Source organism: Ruegeria sp. YTSC002 (assembly GCF_059609845.1).
The window spans coordinates 762575-788935 of the sequence record NZ_JBXWML010000001.1; the positions used below are offsets into that span (position 1 = coordinate 762575).

General features: G+C 57.3%; 29 protein-coding genes. 14 read left to right on the top strand and 15 right to left on the bottom strand.

Annotation, left to right across the window (positions count from 1 at the left end; translation table 11 throughout):
• Positions 1-92: 92 nt before the first annotated feature.
• Positions 93-635 carry a tetratricopeptide repeat protein gene (locus AC2FFD_RS03805; RefSeq protein WP_171328000.1) on the bottom strand — a complete coding sequence of 181 codons (543 nt, stop codon included), beginning with the start codon at positions 633-635 and terminating at the stop codon, positions 93-95.
• 373 nt (positions 636-1008) lie between these two features.
• Positions 1009-2313: an adenylosuccinate lyase gene (purB, locus tag AC2FFD_RS03810; protein ID WP_170343901.1), complete on the bottom strand. Its 1305-nt coding sequence runs from the start codon at positions 2311-2313 to the stop codon at positions 1009-1011.
• Positions 2314-2401: 88 nt separating this feature from the next.
• On the opposite strand from purB, the gene AC2FFD_RS03815 reads away from it, so the two are divergent.
• The 3 genes from AC2FFD_RS03815 (at position 2402) to AC2FFD_RS03825 (ending at position 3809) form a co-directional block, all read left to right on the top strand.
• Positions 2402-2734, top strand: a complete 333-nt coding sequence (locus AC2FFD_RS03815; protein ID WP_496872017.1) for a hypothetical protein — start codon at positions 2402-2404, stop codon at positions 2732-2734.
• A gap of 173 nt (positions 2735-2907) precedes the next feature.
• On the top strand, positions 2908-3468 hold the full coding sequence (locus AC2FFD_RS03820) for a hypothetical protein (RefSeq protein WP_480684051.1): 561 nt from the start codon (positions 2908-2910) through the stop codon (positions 3466-3468).
• A gap of 11 nt (positions 3469-3479) precedes the next feature.
• Positions 3480-3809, top strand: coding sequence for a hypothetical protein (locus tag AC2FFD_RS03825; RefSeq protein ID WP_170343903.1), 330 nt, complete (start codon positions 3480-3482; stop codon positions 3807-3809).
• A gap of 30 nt (positions 3810-3839) precedes the next feature.
• Here AC2FFD_RS03825 and AC2FFD_RS03830 read toward each other — a convergent pair whose 3' ends face one another.
• Entirely contained in the window at positions 3840-5054 is a 1215-nt protein-coding gene (locus AC2FFD_RS03830; RefSeq protein ID WP_496872019.1) for a bifunctional alpha/beta hydrolase/OsmC family protein, read from the bottom strand.
• A gap of 273 nt (positions 5055-5327) precedes the next feature.
• Between AC2FFD_RS03830 and AC2FFD_RS03835 the strand changes: the two genes are divergently transcribed.
• Positions 5328-5522 (top strand): hypothetical protein, encoded by a 195-nt coding sequence (locus AC2FFD_RS03835; RefSeq protein WP_496872020.1) that lies wholly within the window; start codon positions 5328-5330, stop codon positions 5520-5522.
• 10 nt (positions 5523-5532) lie between these two features.
• Here AC2FFD_RS03835 and dddP read toward each other — a convergent pair whose 3' ends face one another.
• Positions 5533-6876, bottom strand: coding sequence for a dimethylsulfonioproprionate lyase DddP (gene dddP / locus AC2FFD_RS03840; RefSeq protein ID WP_496872022.1), 1344 nt, complete (start codon positions 6874-6876; stop codon positions 5533-5535).
• A gap of 123 nt (positions 6877-6999) precedes the next feature.
• Between dddP and AC2FFD_RS03845 the strand changes: the two genes are divergently transcribed.
• Positions 7000-7743, top strand: a complete 744-nt coding sequence (locus AC2FFD_RS03845; RefSeq protein ID WP_496872024.1) for a heme-dependent oxidative N-demethylase family protein — start codon at positions 7000-7002, stop codon at positions 7741-7743.
• 36 nt (positions 7744-7779) lie between these two features.
• On the opposite strand, the gene AC2FFD_RS03850 is transcribed toward AC2FFD_RS03845, so the two are convergent.
• The 4 genes from AC2FFD_RS03850 to AC2FFD_RS03865 all read right to left on the bottom strand — a co-directional run bounded on the left by AC2FFD_RS03850 (position 7780) and on the right by AC2FFD_RS03865 (position 11845).
• Complete coding sequence (locus AC2FFD_RS03850; RefSeq protein WP_170343908.1) at positions 7780-8691, bottom strand: hypothetical protein; 912 nt, start codon at positions 8689-8691, stop codon at positions 7780-7782.
• Between the two features lie 197 nt (positions 8692-8888).
• Entirely contained in the window at positions 8889-9683 is a 795-nt protein-coding gene (locus tag AC2FFD_RS03855) for a lytic murein transglycosylase (protein ID WP_170343909.1), read from the bottom strand.
• A 375-nt stretch (positions 9684-10058) separates the two neighbouring features.
• On the bottom strand, positions 10059-11465 hold the full coding sequence (gene glnA, locus AC2FFD_RS03860) for a type I glutamate--ammonia ligase (protein ID WP_117868600.1): 1407 nt from the start codon (positions 11463-11465) through the stop codon (positions 10059-10061).
• Between the two features lie 41 nt (positions 11466-11506).
• Entirely contained in the window at positions 11507-11845 is a 339-nt protein-coding gene (locus AC2FFD_RS03865; RefSeq protein ID WP_170343910.1) for a P-II family nitrogen regulator, read from the bottom strand.
• Positions 11846-12016: 171 nt separating this feature from the next.
• Between AC2FFD_RS03865 and AC2FFD_RS03870 the strand changes: the two genes are divergently transcribed.
• The 3 genes from AC2FFD_RS03870 to tig all read left to right on the top strand — a co-directional run bounded on the left by AC2FFD_RS03870 (position 12017) and on the right by tig (position 16566).
• Positions 12017-13618 carry an NAD(P)H-hydrate dehydratase gene (locus tag AC2FFD_RS03870; protein ID WP_257598953.1) on the top strand — a complete coding sequence of 534 codons (1602 nt, stop codon included), beginning with the start codon at positions 12017-12019 and terminating at the stop codon, positions 13616-13618.
• Positions 13619-13925: 307 nt separating this feature from the next.
• A complete protein-coding gene (locus AC2FFD_RS03875; RefSeq protein WP_170343912.1) occupies positions 13926-15050 on the top strand; it encodes a porin in 1125 nt (374 codons plus the stop codon).
• A 184-nt stretch (positions 15051-15234) separates the two neighbouring features.
• Positions 15235-16566: a trigger factor gene (gene tig, locus AC2FFD_RS03880; protein WP_257598951.1), complete on the top strand. Its 1332-nt coding sequence runs from the start codon at positions 15235-15237 to the stop codon at positions 16564-16566.
• A gap of 101 nt (positions 16567-16667) precedes the next feature.
• On the opposite strand, the gene AC2FFD_RS03885 is transcribed toward tig, so the two are convergent.
• The 6 genes from AC2FFD_RS03885 to rpsF form a co-directional block, all read right to left on the bottom strand.
• Positions 16668-17522 (bottom strand): acyl-homoserine-lactone synthase, encoded by an 855-nt coding sequence (locus tag AC2FFD_RS03885; RefSeq protein WP_170343914.1) that lies wholly within the window; start codon positions 17520-17522, stop codon positions 16668-16670.
• Between the two features lie 107 nt (positions 17523-17629).
• Positions 17630-18331 (bottom strand): autoinducer binding domain-containing protein, encoded by a 702-nt coding sequence (locus AC2FFD_RS03890; protein WP_170343915.1) that lies wholly within the window; start codon positions 18329-18331, stop codon positions 17630-17632.
• A 236-nt stretch (positions 18332-18567) separates the two neighbouring features.
• Positions 18568-19053 carry a lytic transglycosylase domain-containing protein gene (locus tag AC2FFD_RS03895; RefSeq protein ID WP_170343916.1) on the bottom strand — a complete coding sequence of 162 codons (486 nt, stop codon included), beginning with the start codon at positions 19051-19053 and terminating at the stop codon, positions 18568-18570.
• Positions 19054-19209: 156 nt separating this feature from the next.
• The gene (gene rplI, locus AC2FFD_RS03900) at positions 19210-19830 is read right to left on the bottom strand and encodes a 50S ribosomal protein L9 (RefSeq protein WP_170343917.1); all 621 of its coding nucleotides are present in this window, start codon (positions 19828-19830) and stop codon (positions 19210-19212) included.
• Positions 19831-19842: 12 nt separating this feature from the next.
• Positions 19843-20070 carry a 30S ribosomal protein S18 gene (gene rpsR / locus AC2FFD_RS03905; RefSeq protein ID WP_005608650.1) on the bottom strand — a complete coding sequence of 76 codons (228 nt, stop codon included), beginning with the start codon at positions 20068-20070 and terminating at the stop codon, positions 19843-19845.
• A gap of 28 nt (positions 20071-20098) precedes the next feature.
• Positions 20099-20452 carry a 30S ribosomal protein S6 gene (gene rpsF, locus AC2FFD_RS03910; protein ID WP_170343918.1) on the bottom strand — a complete coding sequence of 118 codons (354 nt, stop codon included), beginning with the start codon at positions 20450-20452 and terminating at the stop codon, positions 20099-20101.
• Between the two features lie 283 nt (positions 20453-20735).
• Here rpsF and AC2FFD_RS03915 point away from each other — a divergent pair, with 283 nt between their 5' ends.
• Together AC2FFD_RS03915 and AC2FFD_RS03920 are read left to right on the top strand one after the other, a co-directional pair.
• Positions 20736-21254, top strand: a complete 519-nt coding sequence (locus AC2FFD_RS03915; protein ID WP_117868609.1) for a hypothetical protein — start codon at positions 20736-20738, stop codon at positions 21252-21254.
• 125 nt (positions 21255-21379) lie between these two features.
• Positions 21380-21952, top strand: a complete 573-nt coding sequence (locus AC2FFD_RS03920) for a YceI family protein (protein ID WP_170343919.1) — start codon at positions 21380-21382, stop codon at positions 21950-21952.
• 58 nt (positions 21953-22010) lie between these two features.
• Here AC2FFD_RS03920 and AC2FFD_RS03925 read toward each other — a convergent pair whose 3' ends face one another.
• Positions 22011-23237, bottom strand: a complete 1227-nt coding sequence (locus AC2FFD_RS03925) for a cytochrome b/b6 domain-containing protein (protein ID WP_496872030.1) — start codon at positions 23235-23237, stop codon at positions 22011-22013.
• Between the two features lie 174 nt (positions 23238-23411).
• Between AC2FFD_RS03925 and fabD the strand changes: the two genes are divergently transcribed.
• The 4 genes from fabD to AC2FFD_RS03945 all read left to right on the top strand — a co-directional run bounded on the left by fabD (position 23412) and on the right by AC2FFD_RS03945 (position 26248).
• Positions 23412-24350, top strand: coding sequence for an ACP S-malonyltransferase (gene fabD, locus AC2FFD_RS03930; RefSeq protein ID WP_496872031.1), 939 nt, complete (start codon positions 23412-23414; stop codon positions 24348-24350).
• A 42-nt stretch (positions 24351-24392) separates the two neighbouring features.
• Complete coding sequence (fabG, locus tag AC2FFD_RS03935; RefSeq protein WP_170343922.1) at positions 24393-25130, top strand: 3-oxoacyl-[acyl-carrier-protein] reductase; 738 nt, start codon at positions 24393-24395, stop codon at positions 25128-25130.
• Positions 25131-25336: 206 nt separating this feature from the next.
• On the top strand, positions 25337-25570 hold the full coding sequence (locus tag AC2FFD_RS03940; RefSeq protein ID WP_008756330.1) for an acyl carrier protein: 234 nt from the start codon (positions 25337-25339) through the stop codon (positions 25568-25570).
• A gap of 138 nt (positions 25571-25708) precedes the next feature.
• Positions 25709-26248 carry a GNAT family N-acetyltransferase gene (locus AC2FFD_RS03945; RefSeq protein WP_170343923.1) on the top strand — a complete coding sequence of 180 codons (540 nt, stop codon included), beginning with the start codon at positions 25709-25711 and terminating at the stop codon, positions 26246-26248.
• Positions 26249-26361: the final 113 nt, after the last annotated feature.

The following is a 26361-nucleotide window of genomic DNA, read 5'->3' on the forward strand; positions in this document are numbered from 1 at the left end:
ATCAAAGCGTTTGTGTCCTGCATCTGCCCGTAGTGCCAAGTTTTCCGAACCACGGGCAGAATAACGAGAGTCGGGTTAAATAACCCTGAAGCTCAGTAGCTGTAGGTCAGCCCCGTCCGGATGGCCTCGCGCAGGGACGTCTCGGCCCAGGTCCCTTCGCCGCCGCGGGCCTTGATCTCGCGCCATTGCGCGATTGCCAGATCGGTTTTGCCTTCGGCTACAAAGCCTTGCGCCATGTAGCTGCGCGCCAGAAGATTGTCGGGATTGGCATTGATGGCATTCTGGTAAAAGACGTTCGCCAACTCCAGCTCGCCCATCTTGCGGTAGGTAAAGCCCCAATAGGTCTGCACGCGGTCATCGTCCTGATCCATGATCCGCAGGATATCCTGAGCGTGCCCGTATTGCCCGTCATAGGCCAGTTCGCGGACGGCGTCGTATAGCTGATCTTCCGACAGGTTGGTCTTGTTGGGTTTGACGCACCGGCCTCTGGCTTCGTCATAGACCCGACCGAACAAACATTTCTTGGTCGTATTCGTCGGTTTCGGTGGGCTGCTGCTGTCGCCGCCTGCGGCGTGGACCGCCGGGGCAAAGGCGAAGGCCTGCAAAGCGAGGGCTGAAGCTAACAAAAGGCGCATATTCTTACTCCGTTCTCGGGGCTGCTCTCAAAATCATAGTGCGATCTACAAAAAAGCTAACAGTGGAACGGTTGCTTTTATTCACAAGTCGGACAGAAATTCGTCAGCTATTGACCGATTTCGTGCAGCTTTGCGTTTCAGTGTCCCAGGCTGTGCCCGGTGCGCAGGATTGCGTTTGTTTGGAATGAACGCTGCATGCAAGGCCGGCAGACGCCGCGCAAACAAGTGCAAGTGAGCAAAGAACGGTACGGATCATGGTGCCTCTCTCCAATAGTTCATCCACAGAATAGCCGATTTCGGGCGGTCTGGCAAAAACAAGGCCCGGCCTGCGAATTGCGGGCCGGGCCGTGCGAACGGGATGTCGACACGCAGCTTATTCGCCGAATACCCGGGCGAAGATCGTATCCACGTGTTTGGTGTGATAGCCGAGGTCGAATTTCTCTTCGATTTCCTCGGGGCTGAGCGCGGCAGTCACGTCGGCGTCCGCCAGCAGTTCCTCTTTGAAATCGGTGCGGTGTTCCCAAACCTTCAGCGCGTTGCGCTGGACCATGGCATAGGCGTCCTCACGGCTGACCCCTGCCTGGGTCAAGGCCAGCAGAACGCGCTGGCTCATGACAAGGCCCGGGAATTTGTTCATGTTTTCCAACATGTTTTCGGGGAAGATCAGCATCTTGTCGATCACGCCAGTCAGACGGGCCAGCGCAAAATCCAGAGTGATCGTGGCATCCGGACCGATCATGCGTTCGACGGACGAGTGCGAGATATCGCGTTCATGCCAGAGCGCGACATTCTCCATTGCCGGGATCACAGCTGCGCGCACCATGCGCGCCAGCCCGGTCAGGTTCTCGGTCAGCACGGGGTTTTTCTTGTGCGGCATGGCGGACGAGCCTTTCTGGCCCATCGAGAAGAACTCGGCCCCTTCCAATACCTCGGTCCGCTGCATGTGGCGGATTTCGATGGCGATGTTTTCGATGCTGCTGGCGATGACGCCCAGCGTCGCAAAGAAGGCCGCATGGCGGTCACGCGGGATCACCTGGGTGCTGATCGGTTCGGGCACAAGGCCCATTTTGTCACAGACATGTTCCTCGACGGCGGGATCGATATTGGCAAATGTACCGACGGCACCGCTGATCGCGCCAGTTGCGATTTCCGAACGGGCGTCGCGCATGCGGGACAGGTTGCGGTCCATCTCGGCATAGAACCGGGCAAAGGTCAGGCCCATTGTCGTGGGCTCTGCGTGGATGCCGTGGCTGCGGCCGATGCGCACCGTGTCCTTGTGTTCAAACGCGCGGCGCTTGAGTGCAGCCAGAAGCCCTTCGAGATCGGCGATCAAGAGGTCGGCCGCGCGCGTCAGCTGGACGTTGAAACAGGTGTCCAACACGTCCGAGCTGGTCATGCCCTGGTGCACGAACCGGGCCTCTTCACTGCCAACATGTTCAGCGAGATGGGTCAGGAAGGCGATGACGTCATGTTTGGTGACGGCTTCGATCTCGTCGATGCGGGCGACGTCGAATTCCACATCCTTGGCTTTCCAGACGGCTTCTGCATTCTCGCGCGGGATCACGCCCAGATCGGCCATGGCATCGCAGGCATGCGCCTCGATTTCGTACCAGATGCGAAACTTGGTTTCGGGCGACCAGATGGCAACCATGTCAGGGCGGGAATAACGGGGAATCATTGGCGGCAGCACCTTTATGTGATTGGGATGAGGCGTTGGCGCGGGGTTTAGCCGCCCGTGCGCAAGGGAACAAGATGTGAGAGCAGGTATGAGACGGTTTGCCCTGATTTTCGCCCTTTGGCCGGGTGTTTTGGTGGCAGGAGACTTCCAGAAACTGTCCGGAGAGGAAATCCTGACGGCCTTGGCGGGCAAGAAGCTGGAATACGGCGCGGGTGTTTGGCAGGCTTTCGAAGCCAGCATGATCACGCAGTACTTCTCGGGCGGGCCCAGTGTCGGGCGCTGGGCGGTGAGAGGTGATCAATACTGCTCGACATGGCCACCTGCCGATTTGTGGGCTTGTTACGACGTCTGGCGAAATGGGGAAACGATCCGTTTCGTTGATGATGCAGGCGGCCAGACCGTCGGGGTTTATGCAAAATAGATTTCATGCGTTTGTCTGCAAGCTGGGGTGCGATGCTTGCAAAAGTCAGACAACATGTGTGGTAAACGGCAATACCTGATCGCGGTTTTCTTGGGTCTTTGCAACGCAGTGCTGGACAAGTCGCTCTTTCAGGGGTCAAGCTGAGGGCGAAGAAATTATCAGGTTATTGAGATATGCGTTTCTTATCAGCTCCGATTTTTGCCGTTTGCGCCGCTGTCTGGCTGGGTGGGGCAGGATCGGCATTGGCCGACACTCCGGTGACATATACCGAGGATGGTCGCGCGCTGTTTCGGTTCGACGTGCCCGATTTCTGGGTGCTGCGCACCGGCGGCCCGCGTGAGATCGAAGACACCGGGTTGGATGATCCGCGTGCGGTGGCTCGGGTCATGGGGCTGCGTCCGGTAACGGACGATATGGTCTGGATGGGCTTTGTTTCGCCTGCCGGGGTTGCAACCATCCAGGATGGTGTCCGGTACTTGCAGGATATCGACAAGTTTCTGGTCAAAGACCCGACCATCACCAGCACCAGCGACACCCGCATCGGAGGGTTGCCTGCCCGGGTCTATCGCGGGACCGGGCGCAGGGATGGCAAGGGAGTGAGCTTTACAGCCACTGTCATTGACTTGCCGCGCAATCGTGTCGCCATAGCCGTTGCCATTTTGCGAGACGGGGCAAACCCGGATTATGCAGACGATCTGAATGCCGTATTCGCGTCGTTCCGGTCGCTTCTGTGAGGTGGGGTAAGATGAGCTTTAGACTGATCAAACGGATTTCACTCGCATTGGGTCTGGGGGCTGCGACTTTGACGCTGTCGGCCTGTGACGGCGTAACGGTTGGCGTCGGATATGGGTATGACCCGTTCTATGACTCGATGCTGTGGAACGACTACTATCACGACGTTGATGTGGATGTTGATATCAACCGCCCGGAGCGCCCAAATCGACCTGATCGACCGGTGCGTCCCGAGCGCCCGAATCCACCGGTTGCCAAACCTCCTGCGCGGCCGCGGCCCCCGGTGGCCCGGCCACCTGCCGCGCGGCCACCAATCCATCGCCCGGCACCACGCCGCAGATAATCAAAAGGCCGCCTGTCCGGCGGCCTTTTCTCAGGAAAGAAGTTCGGTCGTGATATGCGCCGAGCCTTCAAGTGTCCGGTGAACAGGGCATTTGTCCGCGATTTCCAGCAGACGTTGTTTTTGTTCCTGATCAAGCGGGCCACTCAGACGGATCTTGCGGCGGAACTGATCCACTTTGCCCTCATTTGCCAAACCGGCATCCTGAGCATGAACTTTGTCATGGCAAACATCGACGCTGACACTGGTCAGCGGCCATTTTTTGCGGCGCGCATACATCCTTATCGTCATGGACGTGCAGGCGCCGAGACCGGATGAGACAAAGCCATAAGGCGACATGCCCTTATCCGTGCCGCCATAAGAGGCAGGCTCATCTGCAACTGCATGATGGTGCGGACCTGCCTGAATATCCTGCATGAAGCCATTCGGATCCGCCTCGGTCACGCGAACGACACCTTCCGGCGCACCCGGAGGTGGCGCGGGTGGGCAAAGTTTCAGATAGCGCGAGACCCAAGCCGAGATGACATCCGCGGCATATTCAGCATCCGAGGCTCGTGTGATCAGGTGATCGGCATCGTCGAGGGTGACGAAGCTTTTCGGGTGTTTTGCCGCCAGAAAGATGGCGCTCGCGTTGTCGATACTGACCGTTTCGTCCCGAGGGGCGTGCAGGATCAGCAGAGCGGCTTTGAGATCAGCGATCGCGGCCGACAGGGCCGTTTCAGCAATGTCATCCACGAATGCCTTGCCAATTCGAAACGGGCGTCCGCCCAAGGTGACCTCGGCGCTACCGTCCAATTCAATCTGGGGCAGGGCATCTTCGAAATGATGGGACACATGAGAGGGATCGGCCGGTGCGCCCAAGGTAACCACCGCCTTGACCGTCGGAATTCCCGCACGCGCCCGCAAAACCGCTGCGCCGCCAAGCGAGTGACCGATCAACAGGGCAGGGGCCATGTTTCGTCCGGCCAGATAGTGCGCGGCCGAGATCAGATCCTCGACATTCGACGTGAAGGTGGTGTTGGCGAACTCTCCCTCGGAATGACCCAGGCCGGTGAAGTCGAACCGCAGCACCGCTATCCCCATGGCCGCCAGACGGGCTGAAATGCGCCGGGCCGCAGGTATGTCCTTGGAGCAGGTGAAGCAATGAGCAAACAGGGCCGTCGCCAGGACCGGACCATCCGGTAAATCCAGCCGCGCGGCCAGTTGGCTGCCGTCATGTCCGGCAAAAGTGATGCGTTCCGTGGGCATGTCGGCTCCTTGAGCGGTTCGGGGAAACATCCCCAATACTGTGGTCAAGCCCGCCGGGTCACAACCCTTATGTCAAACGCGTCACGGGAAGGTGAGCACGAAGCGAGCGCTTTGCAATCTGACAGATGCCTCGGGTGGGGGCAGAAGCGGTCGTACCCCTGGGGTAGGTTGATGAAATCAAGAATTGTGATGAGATCGACAACAAACATTCGTTTCACTTATGCCACTGTCAGGCCCATCTACTGACCACAGCAATTGATAAAGGAGACACAGATGACACATGCAGACACCGCCGTACACCTTCCCAAGATACTTCCAGGTACAGTTCTGGCGATTGTTCTGGCTGGCCTTTTGGGCTTCGCCGTCGGGCAATCCCGGCCCGCAGTTTTCAGCGGGCCGCAGGCTCAGGCAAGTCCAGCTGTCGAAGACTGGCACGGAAACGTGCGCCGGTCACATTGGTCAGAATGAGGTGCCGGCCTCACTCGAGCCCCATCAACCGGGCATCGAAGGGGTACTTCGTCAGGTTTTCATATCCGTCTTCGGTTATGAGAACCTGATCCTCCAGCTTGATGCTGAAATCGCCACCGACTTCGCCCACGCAGGCCTCGACACACAAGACCATTCCAGGTTCCAGCGGATAATCGTAAGCCCCCTCGACCGCCTTGTCCGGATAAGCAACCAGCGGCCATTCATCGCAAAGGCCGACGCCGTGCATCAGGCAGCCATACTTCTGCGCCTGAAACTTTTCGTCCAGCCTGTGGGAATCTGCAGTCAGTTCCGGGATCATCACGCCGGGTTTGAGCATCTCCATATTGGTCATGATGTGTTCATGCGCGTGTTGCATGGCATAGATCATGTCCTCGCGCGGCTTCTGATCGCCGATCCACCAACTGCGGGAAATGTCGACGCAAATCCCGTAGGATCCGATAAGGTCGGTGTCGAACGAGATGATCTCGTTCTGCTGAGTGATCCGCGGGCCGCATTCCTGAAACCAGGGGTTGGTCCGCTGACCCGAAGCCAGCAGGCGGGTTTCGATCCACTCACCACCACGCTTGATGTTTTCGGCGTGAAGAACAGCCCAGATATCATCTTCCGAGGTCTTGCCATCGCCTACATTGGCACGGGCAAACCGTTCCATTTCGGCAACGGCGGTTTCGCAGGCATGGCTGGCGCAACGCATGGCGAGGATTTCGTCGGGCCCTTTGACGGCGCGGGTCTTTTCGGTCAGCTCTTCGCCTTCCATGATGTCGAACCCCTGCGCCTCAAGCGCGCGCAATCCGTGCAGCATGATCTTGTCGACGGCCAGGCGCTTGTTGCCGCCGCCGTGTTCTTCGATCAGTACGCGTACCTCGTTCGAGAACACGTCCGCGGCCACGTCAACCTTGTCGCCGCGGTCAAAGTAGAACAGGTCAGCGCCCGAGCGCTGCTCGCGTACAAGCGGATTGAAGGTGCTGAGGAAAGGCGAGTTCTTGTAATCCCAGATTACCATATAGCCATCCGCACACAGCAGAACCGCCCGAAACGGATTGTGGGTGTTCCACAGCTGCATATTCGTGCTGTCGGTGGCATAGCGGATATTCAGCGGGTCAAAAATCAGCAAGCCGCCATAGCCGCGGTCCACGATGGCCTGTGTCAGCCTCTTCCAGCGGTGTTCCCGCATCCGTGCCAGATTGGGAAGTTCCAGCCCCGCAGCGGCCCATTCGTCAAACGCAAGCTGCGTCGGCCCAATCTCGATCCTGTCATTTTCGTTTGGTGTACCATCGCCCAGTGTCGTGCCACGGCTGGGGTCTATCTTGCGCGTGTCTCGGTAGTGCTGGTTCATGGCTGGCCTCATCGCTTGTTCCAATTACAATTCATCCGCCACAACCAATCGTCTGAGAAAAATGCGACGGCGAGGTTGTCGTTTTCGACCGACAAGAAAAGCTGTGCATGCTAAGCCACTGGCATGAAGCGTATTCTACAAAACAAAATCCCGTATGATGTCGGTAACCCACGCGCTTTGCCGGGTATACAACCGGCAACGATGGAAAGCTGGCTGCATCAGGATGAGGCTTTTGCCGACCAGATGCGGCGCCGCGAAGAAATTCTGGCCGAGCGGCGTGACGACGTTCTTGCGCTTGACCCTCAGGCCAAGCCTGCTGCCGTGGAATTACTGGATCTGGTGCTGATGCAGATCTATCCCACGGCCGGTGCAGAGGTCGTACGACCGGATGGCGTATCCGTCGCGATCGATCGGGATCGTCCGCTTGATACACTGTGCAGGCTGGTGCAGGAGGACTTCTGTATCCTTCAGAAACGGGGAAATGAGCATGTTCTGACGGGTGCCATCCTGTGTTTTCCTGCAAGTTGGCGCTTGTCCGAGAAATTCATGCGACCGCTGATTGATATCCACGTGCCCGTGGAAAGCTATGACGCCAATGTCGCGAAACGGGTGCAGAGACTGTTTGACGGTATTCAACCCGGCCGGCCGCTGTGGCGTTTCAATGCCCTGTGGTACGAAGACCCGGAGCTGTTCCAGCCTCGCAGTGCCAGTGAGCCGCGCGAAATACGAGACCGGCGTCAGGCGTCTTACCTGCGAAGCGAGCGGCAGACGTTGTTGCGGTTGCCGAAAACCAACGCGGTCGTGTTTTCCATCCACACTTACGTTCTGGCCGCAAACGCGATCCCGGAAACGGAAAACCCCGCCTGATGGCGGGGCCTCCTAGGAGGGTCTTCGGTAATTCTTCTACATGCCCAAGGCGCCCGCTACATCGGCGAACGCGTTGCTGGCGTTCAGCGCGACAATGGCGAAAGTGAACACAAGCACCTGTGTGTTGAGGCGGAAATCCTCGCCCCGGATCAGGTTGACTGCGGCCATCGATACGGCAATCGGCGCGGAAATGCTGGCCAAAACTCCGGTCATGCACCAACTGCTGAGACGCAGGATGTCGCTTGGCTTGTCATCATCATCCGCGATGGCCGCGCCTGCATCCCTCTGGGCGGGCAGGTCTGGCTCGTCGTTTCGGAACGCGATGCTGAGCAATTGTTCATCCGTCAGTTGAATCGGACGCGCGGCAGGAGCGTGAAGGGCAGTGATCGTGTCATCCTGTTCAGACTGCTGCATCCCGGCGAACTGGCCGGTCAGTGATTTAAAGATCTGCTTTCGATTCCGCGTTGTTCGGCTTGGTGTCAGGGTGTCAAAAGCGCTCATGAAGTGCTCGACGGTAAGAACCGTGTGCGGCGACAGCCATTCAACCCGCCGGGTCGAACAGATATCGACCATGCGATAAAGAGTGACCACCAGCATCAGTTCGGAAATCTCGGCGTCGTCCAAAAGTGGCGAGACCGGCGTGAACGTCACGACCAACCTGTTTTGGGGATGCGACACGCGGGGTTTCGTTATGGTTTTCAACCCCGCGGCGCGATCCATGCGCTCGTATCGGTCCTGCTGCCCGGAGCTGCCTGTATCCAGAGTCATCCTCACAAGATACTGGCTCGAGACGATGCTGGCCTCGGTTGCGCTGAGCAGGGTCTTGCGCTCGACCAGATGACCGTAGTCTTCCAGCGTCGTGGCGACGATCGTTCCAAAGCGCTCTATCGCGCCGGTTGCGTCGCCATCAAATTGCAGGCCGCCATGGTAGCTGTGCTTCCGAGCCACTGCCCCGTCCTTTTTTACGTTCTGTCAGCCAAAGGTTAGCACCCCTTCTTGCAGAGAATTTGGCGAAAAATGCAAAAAAGTGAAATTTCCCGGTGATTGGTTACGCTTTGGAAACCAAGCAACTAAAGGCTTTTGTTTGTCACTGTGGCGGAAATGTGGCGAAATCAGGCGCGGCACGTGGTGCCGGTGCGGCGGCGCTAATTGTCGATTCGGGCGGCCATTATAGCGATGGATTGCTGATAGACAGAGGCTGCATTCCACTGCTGCAAGACGCGAAAATTTGGTTCTCCGGGTTGATAGCCGCGCCCCGGTTTCCACCCCTTCTTGCGAAGAAAATTGGCCGTTGAGGCCAATGCATCCGTCATGTTGTAGAAGTCCACGCGCCGGTCGCCCGTAGCATCGACACCATAGGCCAGGGCGTTGCCGGGCAGGAATTGCGTGTGGCCCAGTTCGCCATGTTTTGCCCCTTTTGTCGCCATTGTGATGCTGCCCATGTCGACCAGTTTCAGTGCCCCGATTGCGTGTGGAATAAAGAACTCGGACCGGCGACAATCATAGGCCAGTGTTGTGATTGCGGAAACAACCTGACTGTCGCCCATGAAATTGCCAAAGCCGGTTTCCATGCCGTGAATGGCGATCAGAACGCCGGCAGGAACACCGTATTGCCGTTCGAAGGCGGCATAGTAGTTCGGGTTGGCGGCTTTGCGTTTGCGGCCCTGAGCGACAATCGTATCGGCCCCCCGGACTCGCATGAATTTGTCCAGCGAGTATTTGAAGCTCTTTTGATTGCGGTCCGCGGCGATGGTGCGCGTGGCATATTGTGTCTGGGACAGCGCTTGCAGACCTTTCTTCTTCACCCCCGCCTTGCGTGCCTGTTTGGCAAAATCGGCCTTCCACGCCTCGAATCCTGCGCTGGTGTTGCCACAGGGGGCGGCCAGAACCGGGGAGGTCAGGGAAAGAGAAAGGGCAAGAATGGCGGTCAGGCGAAACATGGGCGTAATCCGATTGATCTGAAATCTGATATTAGCCTAGCGTGAGCCTTGGCTCCGGCAAAGCGGTTAGTGGAAGCCAGCGCGGCCTTTTCCTTGAGCGTTTCCATTTTGCCGTGAACATTGGGAATTACACTGACGGGCAGCTTCTTCAGCGTATTATGGAACGTGCCGACACGCTTTTTTTTCCCGGACGATCCGGGATAAAATCCGGGTATCGGACAGCGTCTTAACAAAGCCAGGCCGCATGCGGTTGTTTCCGACAGGGAGTATCCACATCAGCCTGTTGGATCAATGGCGGTGCGTCAAATCCTGTGGGCGGAAATGAAAAGGGCGCCCGAATGGACGCCCTCCTTGCAAGTCGTTTTCGAATGCAGCTCAGCAGCTGTAGTACATGCCGTACTCAACCGGGTGTGGCGTGTGCTCGTAGGTTTCCACCTCTTCCATCTTCAGTGCGATGTAGCCGTCGATCTGATCTTTGGTGAACACATCGCCCTGAAGCAGGAAGTCGTGATCGGATGCCAGAGCTTCCAGAGCCTCACGCAGGCTGCCGCAGACGGTCGGGATGTCGGCCAGTTCCTCGGCGGGCAAGTCGTACAGGTTCTTGTCCATCGCCTCGCCGGGGTTGATCTTGTTCTTGATACCGTCAAGGCCGGCCATAAGCAGGGCGGCAAATGCCAGATAGGGGTTGGCTGCCGGATCGGGGAAGCGGGCCTCGACACGTTTGGCTTTGGGGCTTTCGGTCCATGGAATACGCACACAACCCGAACGGTTGCGTGCCGAATAGGCCCGCAGAACGGGGGCTTCGAACCCGGGGATCAAGCGCTTGTAGCTGTTGGTCGACGGGTTGGTGAAGGCGTTCAGGGTCTTGGCGTGTTTCAGGATGCCGCCGATGAAGTACAGCGCCTCGTCCGACAGGTCGGCGTATTTGTCGCCAGCGAACAGCGGCTTGCCATCTTTCCAGATCGACATGTTCACATGCATGCCGGTGCCGTTGTCACCTGCGATCGGCTTGGGCATGAACGTGGCCGATTTGCCGTAGGCGTGCGCGACGTTGTGGATGACGTACTTGTACTTCTGCAACTCGTCGGCCTGCTTGGTCAGGCTGTCAAAGATCAGGCCCAGCTCGTGCTGGCACGAGGCCACTTCGTGGTGGTGCTTGTCGACCTTCATGCCCAGACGTTTCATGGTCGACAGCATTTCCGAGCGCAGGTCCTGCGCTTCGTCGATGGGGTTGACCGGGAAGTAGCCGCCCTTGACGCCCGGACGGTGGCCCATGTTGCCCATCTCGTATTCGGTGTCGGTGTTCCACGACGCATCCGTTGCATCAACTTCGAAGGATACTTTGTTGATGCTGTTGGAAAAACGAACGTCATCAAACAGGAAGAATTCAGCTTCGGGACCCATGTAGGCAACGTCACCGATACCGCTGGACTTCAGGTAGGCTTCGGCCTTCTGCGCGGTTCCGCGCGGGTCGCGGCCATAGGCTTCACCGGTGTCGGGCTCAACGATCGAGCAGTGCAGACACAGTGTCTTTTCAGCATAGAACGGGTCGATGTAAGCCGATGTCGTGTCGGCGATCAGTTTCATGTCCGAGTTTTCGATCGACTTCCAGCCTGCAATGGACGAGCCGTCAAACATGAAGCCTTCCTCCAGGAAGTCTTCGTCGACCAGATCGACATCCACCGTCACGTGCTGCAGCTTGCCGCGCACGTCAGTGAAACGGATGTCGACATAGGCGACGTCTTCTTCGCGGATTGTATTGAGAACTGCGTCTACGCTCATTCCCTTGGTCCTTCTGATAGATGTGTCAGTAATCTTGTGGGTTAGAGTGCGTCCGAGCCGGTTTCACCGGTCCGGATGCGAATGGCTTGGTCGACGGGGGACACGAAAATCTTGCCGTCTCCGATCTTGTCGGTTTTGGCGGCGGACACGATGGCTTCGATCGCGGCGTCGACCTGATCGTCGTCCAATACGACTTCGACCTTAACCTTGGGCAGAAAATCGACGACATACTCGGCGCCGCGATACAGTTCTGTATGGCCTTTCTGGCGACCGAAGCCCTTGACCTCGATGACGCTGAGGCCCTGGACGCCCACATCCTGCAATGCCTCTTTTACTTCGTCCAGTTTGAACGGCTTGATGATCGCTTCGATCTTTTTCATCCCGGTTCACCTTGAATGGTTGTCTCAGGGGCAGTGATCACGTCTAAGATCGGGCGGCAATGTGATTGCGATATCGTGCGGGTCGGGATGCTTGGAAAAACGGCTTGGTGCTAATTTTTGAGCGATTTGCACAAAAAGTAATCAGAACTGAATCGAGCAAGGGGTGGAAGGATGGAATTGCTGACAGCGGCACAGATGCGGACCATTGAGCAAGCCGCCATCAACTCTGGTGACGTGACCGGTCTGGAACTGATGGAGCGGGCCGGGCAGGGTGTTGTTGACGCGATTTTCGAGGAATGGCCCATGTTGGACGGGCGAGGGGCCAGCCCCTCGCGCTCCCCGGGATATTTGGGGCCAGATGAAGAGGATCCGCTGCGCGCAACAGTGCTGTGCGGACCGGGCAACAATGGGGGTGACGGGTTTGTCGTGGCGCGGCTTTTGCAGGCGCTGGGGTGGGAAGTTGAGGTGTTTCTGTACGGGAACCCGGAAAAACTGCCACCGGATGCGCGGGTGAATTATGAGAGATGGGGGGCAAAGAACGAGGTTCGCGTATTCGCCGTCGACTCTGCCCCATTAGAAGGTGATTTTCTTCGCCTTCCAGAAGACATGGACCTGGTTGTCGATGGGGTTTTTGGCACTGGTCTCACCCGGCCATTTGCAGGGGCGTTTTCCATGTTGGCCAATGCGTCAGTCAGGGCCCTGCTGCGAGAGCGAGGTGTAAAGGTTGTTTCAATTGACGCGCCAAGCGGCTTGTGCGCCGACAGCGGTCGTATTCTTGGTCAGGCGATTGTTGCAGACATGACGGTGACGTTTCACAGCAAAAAGCTTGGGCATGTTCTGGGTGATGGTCCGGCGACCTGCGGGACGGTCCGAACCAAGTCGATCGGGCTTGAAACACAGGAAGACGGTCAGATCGTTCACACGACCCAGGCCGACAGGGTGAAGCTTTCGAAAGTTTCGGTTGGCCACAAATACTCGCATGGCCATGCTTTGATCCTGTCCGGGGGCTCGGGCAAAACAGGGGCCGCGCGGTTGGCGGCGCGGGGGGCTTTGCGGGTTGGAGCGGGGCTGGTGACGCTGGGCGTGCCGCCGTCTGCGCAGATGGAGGTGGCCAGCCAGATCACGGCCCTCATGTTGCAGAGGGTTGATGGGGCCGATGGATTGTCTGAAATCCTGGAAGATACGCGCCTGAATGCGCTCTGCCTGGGGCCTGCGCTGGGATTGGAGCGGGCGCGGGCGCTGGTGCCGATGGCCTTGGCTGCGCGGCGGGCGACCGTGTTGGATGCGGATGCTTTGTCAGCTTTTGCCGAGGATCCCGGTGGTCTGATCGCGCGATTGCACGACCAATGCGTTTTGACGCCGCATGGCGGGGAATTTGCACGGGTATTCCCAGACATCGCCGAGCAGATGAAGGCGCAACCGATCAAGGGCCCGGCGTTTTCCAAGGTGGACGCGACGTGTGCTGCGGCAAAACGGGCCGGGTGTGTGGTTCTGTTCAAGGGCCCGGACACGGTGATTGCCGCACCGGATGGACGATGCGTGGTCAACGCGGCCGTATACGAAAGAGCGGCCCCCTGGCTGGCGACGGCCGGGGCCGGCGATGTGCTGGCGGGGTTCATCGCAGGTCTGCTGGCGCGAGGCTTGGCACCGATGCAGGCGGCGGGAACTGCGGCGTGGCTGCATGTGGAATGTGCGCGCCAGTTCGGGCCGGGTTTGATTGCCGAAGATTTGCCGGAACAGGTGCCGGAGGTTTTCAGAAAGTTGAATATTTGAGTTCGTTGGGCGTGGAACGGCTCAATTCGCGGCGAGTCAGCGGAAATCCGCCGTCAAGGTTCGCAATAATGCAGACCGAATGTTTGCCAGATGCATAGCTGGACGTCACAATTTATTTGCACACTGTGCCGTGGATTTTCGAATGGATTCGTAACCGTATGATATAAAATACGAAATAGTCGTTTTTCGACATGCCATGTTGCGAATTTGCAATGCTTGCGAGGGAGTGTATGCGGGCCACTGGAACGCTCGCAGTTCGTAAACAAATGGACAGTACCTGAACCCCGAACCATTCATGGTGAGTGAAATGAACCTTAACATTAAACCGATATCTGTAGCCGCTGTTCTGACTGCGACGACCGCAATCCCGGCTGTGGCCGAGCTGAAGTACGAAAACAATAGTGGCGGGTATGTGCTGCTGTATGGACAGCTGAACCCAGCCTTGATTTCGGTAGATGACGGTCAGGATACCGAGACCCGAGTTCTCGACAACGATCTGTCGAACAGCCGTGTCGGCCTGCGTCTGATGCAGCCTTTCGGACAGAACGAGTTCACCTTCCGATTTGAATCTGCGCTGGGGTTACCGAACTCGACCGAGTGGAACCAGAACGGCACGAATTTCAGTGGCTGGACCCGTGAAGACATCCGCCACGTGGATTTTGCCATGAAGGGCAACTACGGCAAATTCTCGGCTGGTCAGGGCAGCATGGTGTCTGATGGTGCGGCGGAAACGGACCTGTCCTATGTCGGAACGGCGCTGTATTCGTTTACCAATGACGAAAACTCGGGCTTCTTCTACCGCGCTACGAACGGAATGCTGAGCGGTATCACGGTTGGTGACAGTTCCAGCAACTTTGACGGCGCGCGCCGTGGGCGGGTGCGGTATGATACGCCATCGTTCAACGGGTTTTCCGCTGGATTCGCTTATGGTCAGAACATTTTGTCCAGCAGCGACGATGACGATTATTACGACGTCGGCCTGTTTTATGAAAACACCTTTGCCGGTGGAGTGGAATTCGCGGCAGCCGTTGCCTATTCGGTGCGCGAGCGCGATGACAATTCGGGCGACCGCAAAGACACCATTGGTTCGGCGTCTGTTCTGCTGCCCAGCGGGCTGGGCTTTACGATCGCGGGCGGTACACGTGACGACGATCAGGCCGGCGCTACGGATCCGAACTATTGGTATGGTAAGATCTCGTACGAAGGCAACTGGGTGTCCTGGGGCAAGACCGGCGTCGGCATCGATTACTATGATGGCTCGGATTTCCAGAGCAACGGGTCAGACACCAAAGCCTGGGGTATCGCGGTCGTGCAGAAAGTCGAGCCGATCAACACGGATGTCTATCTGAAATACCGCAACCACGATTTCGATGACGGCTCGTCCTTCGACAACAACGAAGCATGGGTTCTGGGCGCACGCTGGAAGTTCTGATTGTCAGGCTGGGCCAAGTGCGAGCGCCCCGGTTTCCGGGGCGTTCTTTTTTGTGGTTTTGGTGATCAAATACCACTGGATTCAGCCTTTGCCCCTTGCACGTGGGCGGCTGGGCAAATAGAAGGCTTCAAATTTGCCCGGCGCGCCCTATTTGCGCGCCCCGAATCCTATGGGGACTACCATAATGCAGGTAACCGAGACGCTGAACGAAGGTCTGAAACGTGGCTACAACATCGTTGTATCAGCAGCCGAGCTGGACGAGAAGGTCAATGAAAAGCTGACCGAAGCGCAGCCGGAAATCGAAATGAAAGGTTTCCGTAAAGGCAAGGTGCCAATGGCGCTGCTGAAAAAGCAGTTTGGCCAGCGCCTGTTGGGCGAGGCGATGCAGGAAACCATCGACGGCGCCATGAACAAGCATTTCGAAGACAGCGGTGATCGCCCCGCGCTTCAGCCCGAGGTCAAGATGACCAATGAGGACTGGAAGGAAGGCGATGACGTGGAAGTCGCCATGTCCTACGAAGCGCTGCCAGCGATCCCTGAAGTTGACCTGAAATCGGTCAAGTTGGAGAAGTTGACCGTCAAGGCCGATGACGCCGCCGTCGAGGAAGCGCTGAACAATCTGGCGGAAACCGCTCAGGATTTCAAAGCGCGCCGCAAGGGGTCAAAAGCCAAGGACGGCGACCAGATCGTGTTCGATTTCGTCGGCAAGGTTGACGGCGAGGAATTCGAAGGTGGTTCGGCAGAGGATTACCCGCTGGTTCTGGGCTCGAACAGCTTCATCCCCGGCTTCGAAGAGCAACTGGTTGGCGTGAAAGCCGAAGAAGTAAAAGACGTCAACGTCACGTTCCCTGAAGAGTACGGCGCCGAGCATCTGGCCGGCAAAGACGCTGTTTTCACCTGCACAATCAAGGAAGTCAAAGAACCGGTTGCTGCGGAAGTGAACGACGAGCTGGCCAAAAAATTCGGTGCCGAAGATCTGGAGGCTCTGAAAAAGCAGATCGCCGAGCGCCTGGAAGCTGAGTATGCTGGTGCATCGCGCGCCGTGATCAAGCGCGCCTTGCTGGACGCGCTGGACGAGATGGTGTCGTTCGACCTGCCGCCGTCGCTGGTTGAAGCCGAAGCCAAACAGATTGCACATCAACTGTGGCACGAAGAAAACCCTGAAGTCGAAGGCCACGACCACGATCCGATCGAGCCCACGGACGAGCACACCAAGCTGGCCGAGCGCCGCGTGCGTCTGGGTCTGTTGCTGGCTGAACTGGGCCAGAAGGCCGAGGTTGAAGTCACCGACGCCGAGATGACACAGGCGATCATGAACCAGGCACGTCAGTACCCGGGTCAGGAACGTCAGTTCTTTGAGTTCGTTCAGCAGAACGCGCAGATGCAACAGCAGCTGCGGGCGCCGATCTTTGAAGACAAGGTCGTGGACTACGTGTTGGAGCTGGCTCAGGTCACTGACAAGGAAGTCAGCAAAGACGACCTTAAGAAAGCTGTTGAGGCACTGGAAGAGGAGTAATCCTCTTCCTTCCCTTCCTCAGAGGAAGGGACAAAAAAACGGAGCCGCCTGCATTCAGACGGCTCCGCATGGATGGCTTTTGTATCTATGAGGTGAGGGGGTCAGGCCTCATGAGCAAAAGCACGGGGGGTTTCCAAAAGAGCGGTTCTTTGCTCGGGCGTGAACGTATCCGTAAGCGCTTCGATCAGCTTGAGGACGTCCTGCCGTTCAGCTTCGGTTTTTGCAGCGCTCATCTGTTCCACAAAGTATTTCTCTAGATCGGTGAGTGGTTTGTGATCCTGGTTCGCCGGGTTCTTGGCCGCGGCATTCTTCGCGGCAAACAGGGCCAGCGCCTCTTCGTCGTCCATGAAGACGTCGTTGTGAATGTCCGCGAATTCACGCAGGCCGGCGATACGTTCTTCGGTGCAGTCCAACAAAGCGGCCAATGCGTGAACCTTGCCCATTGGAACCGTCTTGCCGACGTAGTCATAAGGCGCGCAATTCGAACGCTTCAGCACGCGATCCATGACCGGATCGATCACGGTGATGATGTCCTGAATACCTGCGTTCTTCGCATATTCCAGAGATCCGATCATCAACTCGCAAGTGGCGTAGGAGACCGAGTTCTTTTCCTTGCCACGCGTGAGGCGTTGGGTGTCTACGCAGAAACGGGTGGATTCCCACATGGTTGCGCTGCGAAGAGGTGCTTCGCCGCAAAGAATGGCGGAAAAGACATCCGACAACATGTGAGGTCCGGTGGTCTGGAGGGCACGCACGGCTGCGACGACATTCCCCTCATCGTCGAGTCCGATTACATATGCCGGGTCCAGTTGATCGAACTCGTCGATTTCTTTTCCGTCTTGAATGTTGACGTCCCATCCCAGGCGTCCCCCAAAAACACGTGCTCTCAACTCGAACATTTCGTCAAGAACTTCGCTGAACAAATGTCTGTTCAGGCCATCTACCACGATGATCATTTCTTCCCCCTTCGAGTGGTTGTTCGGTAACTTAGACGTTACCGGACACAGGGGATTTTTCTATTGGGGGTTTCCCGTATTTTGGCGAAATTTGGCGATTTTTTTGTTTAACTTGGGGTAATAAGCCCAATCGCGATCGCCCGGCCAACGGCCTGAGGGGTGGTCAGCGCACTAAGCTTTTCTCGGCTGGAACGCAAGTGCACTTCTACGGTTCGGTGCGAAATTGACAAAATATCGCCGATATCCTGCTGCGATTTCCCCGCCGCGACCCACTGCAAAATCTCTGTCTCACGTCTGGAGAGCGTTGGATGATACAGCGCGCTGGTCAATTCGTCTGATGAAACCACGTTGTCATGGATGTGCACTGCCATCGACTGCAAGTCACTGATGACATGCGTGTAAAGCTTGCGCCATTCCTCTTTGCTGCAATCGCGCGTTGCGCTCAGCAGGCCGATATCCCCGTAGGGACCGCGCACGGGAATTGTAACGCCTTGGTTCGGCAATCCAAAATCATGGGCATCCCGGAATACACGTTGGAAGTCGGGGCTACGCTCCAAGCGACTCCAATCCACTGGCGCAATGCTGCGGCGGGCCATATGGATGGTGGGGTCGATCATGATCAGACCCTGGTTTGTGTAGTGTTCATTCCAGGCGTCGTCATATGTCACGAATCCTGCTACCGTACCGGCCGCAGGGTTCATGCCAGCATATGCAGCATGATCCATATCATGCTTCTCACAGATTTGCCTTAGAAATTCGGTGTATCGAACTTCTGAATCCGGCAGAGTGCTCAGATCGACAATTTCCATGTGGCGCCTACTAGCTGCGGCCCATCTTACAGCCCGATGGTGTCGTCGAGCATGCATATAACACAGAGTGGAACCCGTTTACCTCACCGGGTCAGAACACCACACTTTCCTAAACATGACAAGGCGAGGTACTAATTGTCTGCGCAATTCCAATTATTGAGACACTCAATAGAACATTTTTGTCACTATTCGGCAAAAAGTGCTAATTTCACGCGGTTTTCTGACGCTAATCACCGTCATTTGGCCGGTTTCAACCCAGTTTCCACCAGCAATCCGCGCGCTTTGGCTTCGGGGTAAAAACCCTTGGCATAAAGAAATATGGCCCGATCCTGGTTGCCATCAGACAGAAGCCAGGCACCGCGAAGGTATTTCCCGGCAAATTCAAGATTGGTGTCGGCGTCCAAAAGGCCTTCGGCGTTTCCGGTGTATCCCATGGATCGTGCGGTGGCCGGAAGGATTTGCAGCAGCCCATAGTAGGGTCGGTTGACCGCCCAGGGGCGATGTGTGCTTTCGCGAATGGCAAGCTTGTGAACAAGCTCTCGCGGAAGCTGGTAGTGGTCGGCCCATTTGTTTATCGACGCGCGAAGTTCCGGCGTTTCGTTCGGATAGAGCGGAGGATTGAATTGTTGTGTCTCCGCCTTGGATACTTCTCCTGCACCGCAGGCAACCAACGGGGCTGTCAGTAAGAGTGCCAAGAGATTGCGACGGTTGAACAGGGGCATTGGTTTCTCCGGAGTTTCGAGTGGCAATGATATGGTCTGAGTATTTAGCTGCAAGATTATGGACGGAGTTGGGCTGAAATTCGCTGGTTTGGCTCGGCGACAAGAAAAAAGGCCGCGCTGAAGCACGGCCTTTGTTTTGTTCGAAACCTTGCCGGATCAGGCTTTGGCTTCGTCTTCCTCGGCAGGAGCGGCTTCCGGGGCCAGCTCTTCGTCCTCGGACGCGGCCGAGCCGATGTCGTCGAACAGTTCAGCGATCTCGAATTCAGCGGCTGCTTCTTCTTCTGCGGCCAGTTCCTGGATCGATTTGCCCGAGGCCTGAAGTTCGGCTTCTTCTTCCGAACGCGCCACGTTCATCTTGATTTCAACTTCGACTTCGGGGTGCAGCTTGACTGCAACCGAGTGCAGGCCCAGTTCCTTGATCGGATTGATCAGGATAACCTGCTTTTTGTCGACGGTGAATCCGGCTTCGGTTGCAGCGTCTGCGGCGTCACGCGGGGTGACCGAGCCGTACAGAGCGCCAGCATCCGATGCTGAGCGAATCACGATGAACTGCTGTCCGTCCAGCTTTTCAGCCAGTGCTTCAGCTTCTTTCTTGGTTTCCAGGTTGCGTGCCTCAAGCTGCGCTTTCTGGGCTTCGAACGACGCGATGTTGGCGTCCGAGGCGCTCAGGGCTTTGCCCTGGGGCAGCAGGAAGTTGCGGGCGTAGCCGGGCTTGACGTCAACGACGTCACCCATCTGACCCAGTTTCGCAACGCGTTCCAGAAGGATAACTTGCATGTCAGTCTCTCCTTACTTCACGGCGTAGGGCAGCAGGGCGAGGAAGCGGGCGCGCTTGATAGCACGGGCCAGTTCACGCTGCTTTTTCGCCGAAACGGCGGTGATGCGCGAGGGCACGATCTTGCCGCGCTCAGAGATGTAGCGCTGTAGCAGACGGGTGTCCTTGTAGTCGATTTTCGGCGCGTTCTCACCCGAGAACGGGCAGACCTTGCGGCGGCGGAAAAATGGTTTTGCGGCCATGGTTTAATGTCCTTTCCTCAGGCGGTGATCAACGACGCTCGCGGCGGTCGCCACGTTCGTCACGCTTCTGCATCTGAACCGACGGGCCGTCTTCGTGACCGTCAACCTTGATGGTCAGAACGCGCATGACGTCATCATGCAGGCGCATCAGGCGTTCCATTTCCTGAACCGCACCCGAGGGCGCATCGGTCTTCATAAAGGCATAGTGGCCCTTGCGGTTCTTGTTGATCTTGTAGGCCATCGTCTTGACGCCCCAATACTCGCTGTCGACAAGCTTGCCGCCGTTGTCAGCCAGTACGGTGCCGAAATGTTCGACGAGGCTTTCCGCCTGCGCGTTGGACAGATCCTGACGCGCGATCATTACATGCTCATACAGTGGCATGTGCACTCCTGTTTATGTCAAGGCGCATTTCATAGGCGGGGCCATCCGGTCCTTCGCGACCCTGCCACGAGAGGCTGCGCGATTCATTTGATTGCGAAGGATGGCCCCGTATACACGTTTGAACCGCAGGAGCAAGCCCCGCCACATATGCCTTTGAGACGCCGCCCAATTTCCTTTGGGGTGCCCAAATGCTGACGCTTTTCGGCTCAAAGTTGTTTTGCATACCGGACGTTACCCGGACCAAACAGAAATTCGACAGTAACCTGATAAAGGGTGAAGTGTTATGACCGCGACAAATACAAACACATACCGGGAAGAGGCGGCAAGCTCGCGCTTTGAGCATTCGGTGCCGGTAATGATTGCCTTCGCGCCAAACTGGAAGGCCCGTTTGATCCTGGCGCGGTTGGTCGGAGCGTTCCTGATCTTTTCCGCGTTTTCGATGTGGCTGATGCCGGGTTCGATCGTGGGTGCAGATGTCTGGCCGATCAAGATGGTGGCCTCGATGCTGTTTCTGATCGTCGGTGTCAGTTTGCTGACGATCGAAGTTCTTGATCAGCGCCCGGATGCCTATTTTGATCCGATCCGCCGCGAAGTCCGTGTTCTGCAAAAGAACGAAGACGGGCGCCCTCAGACAGTGCTGCGCCGCAGCTATGAATCGCTGGGTGGTGCGCGTTTTGAAGAAAACGAAGTTCACCTGTTCGATGTGGATGGAAGCCTTTTGATGAAGCTGCCCCTTGAATCGGCGGATGTCAGCCGAGCGTTGAAGGGACAATTGAGCAAGAGCGTAACAATTTTCGGCTGAACTTTATTCTGTTCAAAAAGGAACAGATGTTGTGACTCGAAAAAGGTTGTGTGCCGCCGATAGGCGGCACATTTTGTTTGTGAGCAACCCAGACGGTTTGCATTCACAAAAACGCGGAGATTGTTATGAAATCCACCCTTCTTGCTGCTGCACTGGCCGTATCGGCGACCACGGCATTCGCCAGCGCCGAGAAATACGTGCTGGACCCGAGCCACAGCCAGGTTGTCTTCAGCTATGACCACTTGGGCTTTTCAACCACAACCGGCATGTTCTCGGGCTTTGAGGGCGAGATCATGTTTGACCAGGAAAATCCCGCCGCCTCCAGCGTGAGCGTATCGATGCCGGTACTGGAAATGTTCACCGGCTGGAAGCCGCGTGAAGATCACTTCATGACCGAAGATTTCTTTGGTGCGACCGAGGGCGATCTGATTACCTTTACCTCGACTGGTATCGAAGTGACCGGTGAAAACACTGCCAATATCACCGGCGACCTGACCATGAACGGCGTGACCAAATCTGTTGTTCTGGACGCCAAACTGAACAAGGTTGACACCCACCCGATGGCAAACAAGCCATGGGCCGGTTTCAACGCCACCACGACCCTTGTCCGTAGTGAATTTGATCTGGGCCAGTTCGCACCGTTTGTAAGTGACGAAGTGCAGGTGCAGATCTCGGTCGAAGCGCAAAAAGCCGAATAAGCGCAAGACAACGAACACGAAAACCGCCGGTGATCCTGTCACCGGCGGTTTTTTTGCATTACTGACTGCGGGACGCGGCGAGTTCCACAGCGACTGTGACGGTGAAGCCGAGCGAATCTTCGGTGGGTTGCGATGCGCCTATGCCGAAATCCAACCTGTTCAGATCAACCGAGCCTGTCATGGTCGCGGTGTTGTCCTGAAGCTCCAGTGAAAACGGGAGTATGATATCGATCGTCTTGTCGCGGATTGTCAGCAGTCCGCGTGCCTCATATCCGCTTTCGGTTTTGAAAAGGTCAGCCGTGAACTGGGCCGTCGGAAACTGGGCGTTGTCGAAGAAATCCGCCCCCATGGCCTGTTCGGTTACGGTTCCGAGGCTGAGAGATCCTATTGCAATCGTGACGTCGACGGCCCCGGCCGGGCCGGGGTCAGTAGGCTCGTCAAAAGCAATTGCTGCCGTCCAGTCGGAGAACGAGCCGGTGACCGGGCTGCCCAATTGCGAGATCGTAATGGACAAGGTGCCGTTCTGAACCTGCCAGTCTGATTGCACCTCGGCCAGTTGGACGTCGGCGTCATCATCGTCGGCCTCACGCGCAAATTCGCCGGAGACCCAGCCGCCGGTGAGGACAAGCGCCCAAACGGCCACCGCAGCGACGGCGGGGACCAGGGAATGATGCTGGCGTGGAGGTTCCGGTGCGTCCGCCCCACCCGGCAACATCCTGCGCAACGTGCTGTCCTTGTCTATGACATGATGCTTCAATGCTCCGGCAACATGCAGGACCAACGCGCCGACGAGCGTCCACATGAACAGCCAATGCAGGACACCTGTCACCTCCGCCACAATGGTCGATTTTGGTACGAAAGGCAGGTTTTGGCCGAAGGGCCAGAGGATCGGAGCAAAGCCTTCGGTTGCGGCGTGGTGCACCCAACCGGTCAGTGGCACAAGCACCAGTGACCCGTAGAGGAGCCAGTGGACAGTTTCGGCGGCGAAAGCCTCGGGCTTGTTGTCGGCATTCAACAATCCGGGCTTGGTTTGCGTGAAAGCCCACACTATCCGAGCCAAAGCAACGAAGAACACGGTGACGCCCACGGTCTTGTGCAATGAGAACATGCGCGCTGCGCGTGCGATTTCGGCCTCGCTTGGGGCTGTGGTGGCATGCAATACGGCGTGGGCCAGGTTGTCCGCAATCCAACCGAGCGGCAGGGCCGTGAAGATCAACAACGCGGTGAGCCAGTGAAACGTCTTTGCGACACTTCCGTAGCTTGAGAAGGAATTGGTCGAGGCCATGGGTGCAACGCTCCGGGATTCTGTGCTGCGCTCAAGTTAAGGTTATCGGAGGTCGACACAAGTAAGCGCTTGTGCACAGCCAAGGTGCCAGAATGCAGAACACAGGCAGAGCTTGTGCCAGACGATCAGTCAGTTTACACCCCGCCGCAACCTGACATCATCCATGAGGTTGCAATGACACTCGCGTTCGTTTTTCCGGGGCAGGGCGCCCAGACCATCGGTATGGGCAAAGCACTGGCCGATGCCTATCCGGCGGCGCAGGCCGTCTTCGATGAGGTGGACGAGGCGCTGGGAGAGAAGCTGAGCCACGTGATCTGGGAAGGCGACATCGCCGACTTGACGCTGACTCAGAATGCCCAGCCGGCTCTTATGGCGACATCCATGGCGGCAATGCGTGCGCTGGAAGCCGAAGGCGTTTCGGTTGGTCAGGCGGCTTTCGTGGCAGGTCATTCCTTGGGTGAATACTCGGCCCTTGCAGCTGCGGGGGCTTTGTCGGTTGCGGACACCGCGCGCCTGCTGCGCACCCGCGGTCTGGCGATGCAAAGTGCCGTACCGGTCGGCGAGGGCGCAATGGTGGCCATTCTTGGATTGGATCTGGAGGCGGTGCGCGCCGTTGCTGAAGAAGCCGCGCAGGGGCAGGTCTGTCAGGCTGCCAATGACAACGATCCAACCCAGGTCGTTGTGTCCGGTTCCAAGGCTGCTGTCGAGCGTGCCGCCGAGATTGCCAAGGAAAAAGGTGCAAAGCGTGCCGTCATGTTGCCTGTAAGTGCTCCATTTCACTGTGCGCTGATGCAGCCTGCGGCAGATGTCATGGCGGAAGCGCTTGCGGCCGTCGAGATAAAGGCGCCTTCCGTGCCTTTGGTAGCCAATGTGCGCGCCGAAGCCGTCAGTGATCCGGATCTGATCCGCCAGTTGCTGGTGGAACAGGTGACGGGGTCGGTTCGCTGGCGTGAAAGCGTGCAGTTCATGGCGGCGCAAGGCGTGACCGAGACATGGGAAATCGGTGCTGGCAAAGCGCTGTCCGGCATGATCCGCAAGATCGATCGTGCCATTTCGGGCAAGGCCGTGGGCACCCCGGAAGATGTTCAAAAGGCCGTTCAGGCCGAATCGTAAGCTCAAAACGCGTCGTGGCCGACGCACCAAGAGGAAAACCGAATGTTTGATTTGACAGGTAAGAATGCGCTGATCACCGGTGCTTCGGGCGGTATCGGAGGCGACATTGCACGTGCGTTGCACGGTGCTGGCGCAGCAGTCGGATTGTCCGGTACACGGGTCGAGCCATTGCAGGCTCTGGCAGATGAACTGGGCGAACGCGCGCATGTGTTGCCTTGCAATCTGAGCGATCCGGAGGCCGTCGAAGCGTTGCCAAAGCAAGCGATCGAAGCGATGGGATCGGTGGACATCCTCGTGAACAACGCCGGTATCACGCGCGATAACCTGTTCATGCGCATGTCTGATGAGGAATGGCAGAGCGTGATAGACGTGAACATGACCTCGACCATGAAACTGTGCAAAGGCGTGATCCGGGGCATGATGAAGTCACGCTGGGGCCGGATCGTGAATGTCTCGTCCGTGGTGGCCGTAATCGGTAATCCGGGGCAGGCGAACTATGCGGCGTCAAAAGCCGGAATGATAGGGTTTTCCAAGGCTTTGGCGCACGAAGTGGCAACGCGCGGAATTACCGTGAACGCCGTGGCGCCGGGTTTCATCACGACTGCAATGACCGAAAAGCTGACCGAGGAACAGAAAAAGGGTCTGTTGTTGAAGGTTCCGGCGGGCCGCATGGGTGATCCCGAAGAAATTGCAGCGGCTGTTCTGTACCTTGCCAGTCCCGAAGCGGGCTATGTTACCGGAAGCACCTTGCATGTGAACGGTGGTATGGCCATGTTGTGATCGCCACAGGGGCAGCGCGAAAGCGTTTGCCTCTTGCGTCGACTATGCTATAGGCGGCGCATCTATGCGGGGCCGGTTGTTCAGGTCGGCCTTCGACTTCCCGGTTCGCCGGGACCCAAACCGCCCGAAACGGGCAAATCAAAGCCAACCCGTGCGGGCAAGGGCAGAATCGGGCAGACCGCCCTGTAAAGGAATGAGGAATAGACATGAGCGACGTCGCAGATCGCGTTAAGAAGATCGTTGTTGAGCACCTGGGTGTTGAAGAAGATAAAGTCGCGGAAAACGCGTCCTTCATCGATGATCTGGGCGCAGACAGCCTGGACACCGTTGAACTGGTCATGGCCTTCGAAGAAGAGTTCGGCATCGAAATCCCCGATGACGCAGCCGAGACCATCCAGACCTTCGGCGACGCGGTCAAATTCATCAGCGAAGCGTCCTAAGCGTTTCCTTCTGATCAAAAGCGGCGCTTCCGGGCAACGGAGGCGCCGTTTTTTTGTGCCCGCTCAAAATTCATGCTTGCGCGTTTATATTCGGATACGCACTGTTTCCATTGAGGCAAAATTCAAAGTGGACAAGGCATGATAAGATCCACTCCCATGATAAATACCGCGCGTTTGACGCTGTGTGCCATGCGCCCGGAGGACTTTGACCGGTTCGCCGAGATCTGGAGAGATCCGTGCGTCGTTCAGCATGTTGGCGGCTCACCCCGATCGCGCGGAGAAGCATGGGATTCCTTTTTGCGCAATGCCGGGCATTGGCAGATGGCCGGGTTTGGACAATGGGGTGTGCTGCAACAATCGAATCGAAAGCTGATCGGACAGGCCGGTTTCTTTTACGGAAACCGTCAGATGGGCGAGGATTTCGACGGCTTTCCCGAGGCGGGCTGGGTTCTGGCGCCCGAGGCGCAGGGGCAGGGCCTGGGGTATGAGGCGGCCAAGGCAGCGCATGACTGGTTTGACCGGGTGATTCCCGGGCCATTGGTTGCGATGGTGAATGCGTCCAACGCCTCGTCGCAGAAACTTGCCAAAAAGCTGGGCTATGTATTGATGCGGGAAGGGGTGTATAATGAAACCCCGGTGCATTTGCTTCGGCGCAATGGGCCACCAGCGCTGGCGTGAATCCGCCACCTCGACACTATGCCGCAAAATGGCCAAACTGTGCCGATCCCAGTGATATTGGGAGGGCGTTACAGGTGTATGCTTCCGGGGATTTTCAGAGCGATTGAGCGGAG

Coding starts and splice junctions, on each gene's coding strand:
- AC2FFD_RS03805 (WP_171328000.1), bottom strand. CDS start 635: ATGCGCCTTTTGTTAGCTTCAGCCCTCGCTTTGCAGGCCTTCGCCTTT.
- purB (WP_170343901.1), bottom strand. CDS start 2,313: ATGATTCCCCGTTATTCCCGCCCTGACATGGTTGCCATCTGGTCGCCC.
- AC2FFD_RS03815 (WP_496872017.1), top strand. CDS start 2,402: ATGAGACGGTTTGCCCTGATTTTCGCCCTTTGGCCGGGTGTTTTGGTG.
- AC2FFD_RS03820 (WP_480684051.1), top strand. CDS start 2,908: ATGCGTTTCTTATCAGCTCCGATTTTTGCCGTTTGCGCCGCTGTCTGG.
- AC2FFD_RS03825 (WP_170343903.1), top strand. CDS start 3,480: ATGAGCTTTAGACTGATCAAACGGATTTCACTCGCATTGGGTCTGGGG.
- AC2FFD_RS03830 (WP_496872019.1), bottom strand. CDS start 5,054: ATGCCCACGGAACGCATCACTTTTGCCGGACATGACGGCAGCCAACTG.
- AC2FFD_RS03835 (WP_496872020.1), top strand. CDS start 5,328: ATGACACATGCAGACACCGCCGTACACCTTCCCAAGATACTTCCAGGT.
- dddP (WP_496872022.1), bottom strand. CDS start 6,876: ATGAACCAGCACTACCGAGACACGCGCAAGATAGACCCCAGCCGTGGC.
- AC2FFD_RS03845 (WP_496872024.1), top strand. CDS start 7,000: ATGAAGCGTATTCTACAAAACAAAATCCCGTATGATGTCGGTAACCCA.
- AC2FFD_RS03855 (WP_170343909.1), bottom strand. CDS start 9,683: ATGTTTCGCCTGACCGCCATTCTTGCCCTTTCTCTTTCCCTGACCTCC.
- glnA (WP_117868600.1), bottom strand. CDS start 11,465: ATGAGCGTAGACGCAGTTCTCAATACAATCCGCGAAGAAGACGTCGCC.
- AC2FFD_RS03865 (WP_170343910.1), bottom strand. CDS start 11,845: ATGAAAAAGATCGAAGCGATCATCAAGCCGTTCAAACTGGACGAAGTA.
- AC2FFD_RS03870 (WP_257598953.1), top strand. CDS start 12,017: ATGGAATTGCTGACAGCGGCACAGATGCGGACCATTGAGCAAGCCGCC.
- AC2FFD_RS03875 (WP_170343912.1), top strand. CDS start 13,926: ATGAACCTTAACATTAAACCGATATCTGTAGCCGCTGTTCTGACTGCG.
- tig (WP_257598951.1), top strand. CDS start 15,235: ATGCAGGTAACCGAGACGCTGAACGAAGGTCTGAAACGTGGCTACAAC.
- AC2FFD_RS03885 (WP_170343914.1), bottom strand. CDS start 17,522: ATGATCATCGTGGTAGATGGCCTGAACAGACATTTGTTCAGCGAAGTT.
- AC2FFD_RS03890 (WP_170343915.1), bottom strand. CDS start 18,331: ATGGAAATTGTCGATCTGAGCACTCTGCCGGATTCAGAAGTTCGATAC.
- AC2FFD_RS03895 (WP_170343916.1), bottom strand. CDS start 19,053: ATGCCCCTGTTCAACCGTCGCAATCTCTTGGCACTCTTACTGACAGCC.
- rplI (WP_170343917.1), bottom strand. CDS start 19,830: ATGCAAGTTATCCTTCTGGAACGCGTTGCGAAACTGGGTCAGATGGGT.
- rpsR (WP_005608650.1), bottom strand. CDS start 20,070: ATGGCCGCAAAACCATTTTTCCGCCGCCGCAAGGTCTGCCCGTTCTCG.
- rpsF (WP_170343918.1), bottom strand. CDS start 20,452: ATGCCACTGTATGAGCATGTAATGATCGCGCGTCAGGATCTGTCCAAC.
- AC2FFD_RS03915 (WP_117868609.1), top strand. CDS start 20,736: ATGACCGCGACAAATACAAACACATACCGGGAAGAGGCGGCAAGCTCG.
- AC2FFD_RS03920 (WP_170343919.1), top strand. CDS start 21,380: ATGAAATCCACCCTTCTTGCTGCTGCACTGGCCGTATCGGCGACCACG.
- AC2FFD_RS03925 (WP_496872030.1), bottom strand. CDS start 23,237: ATGGCCTCGACCAATTCCTTCTCAAGCTACGGAAGTGTCGCAAAGACG.
- fabD (WP_496872031.1), top strand. CDS start 23,412: ATGACACTCGCGTTCGTTTTTCCGGGGCAGGGCGCCCAGACCATCGGT.
- fabG (WP_170343922.1), top strand. CDS start 24,393: ATGTTTGATTTGACAGGTAAGAATGCGCTGATCACCGGTGCTTCGGGC.
- AC2FFD_RS03940 (WP_008756330.1), top strand. CDS start 25,337: ATGAGCGACGTCGCAGATCGCGTTAAGAAGATCGTTGTTGAGCACCTG.
- AC2FFD_RS03945 (WP_170343923.1), top strand. CDS start 25,709: ATGATAAGATCCACTCCCATGATAAATACCGCGCGTTTGACGCTGTGT.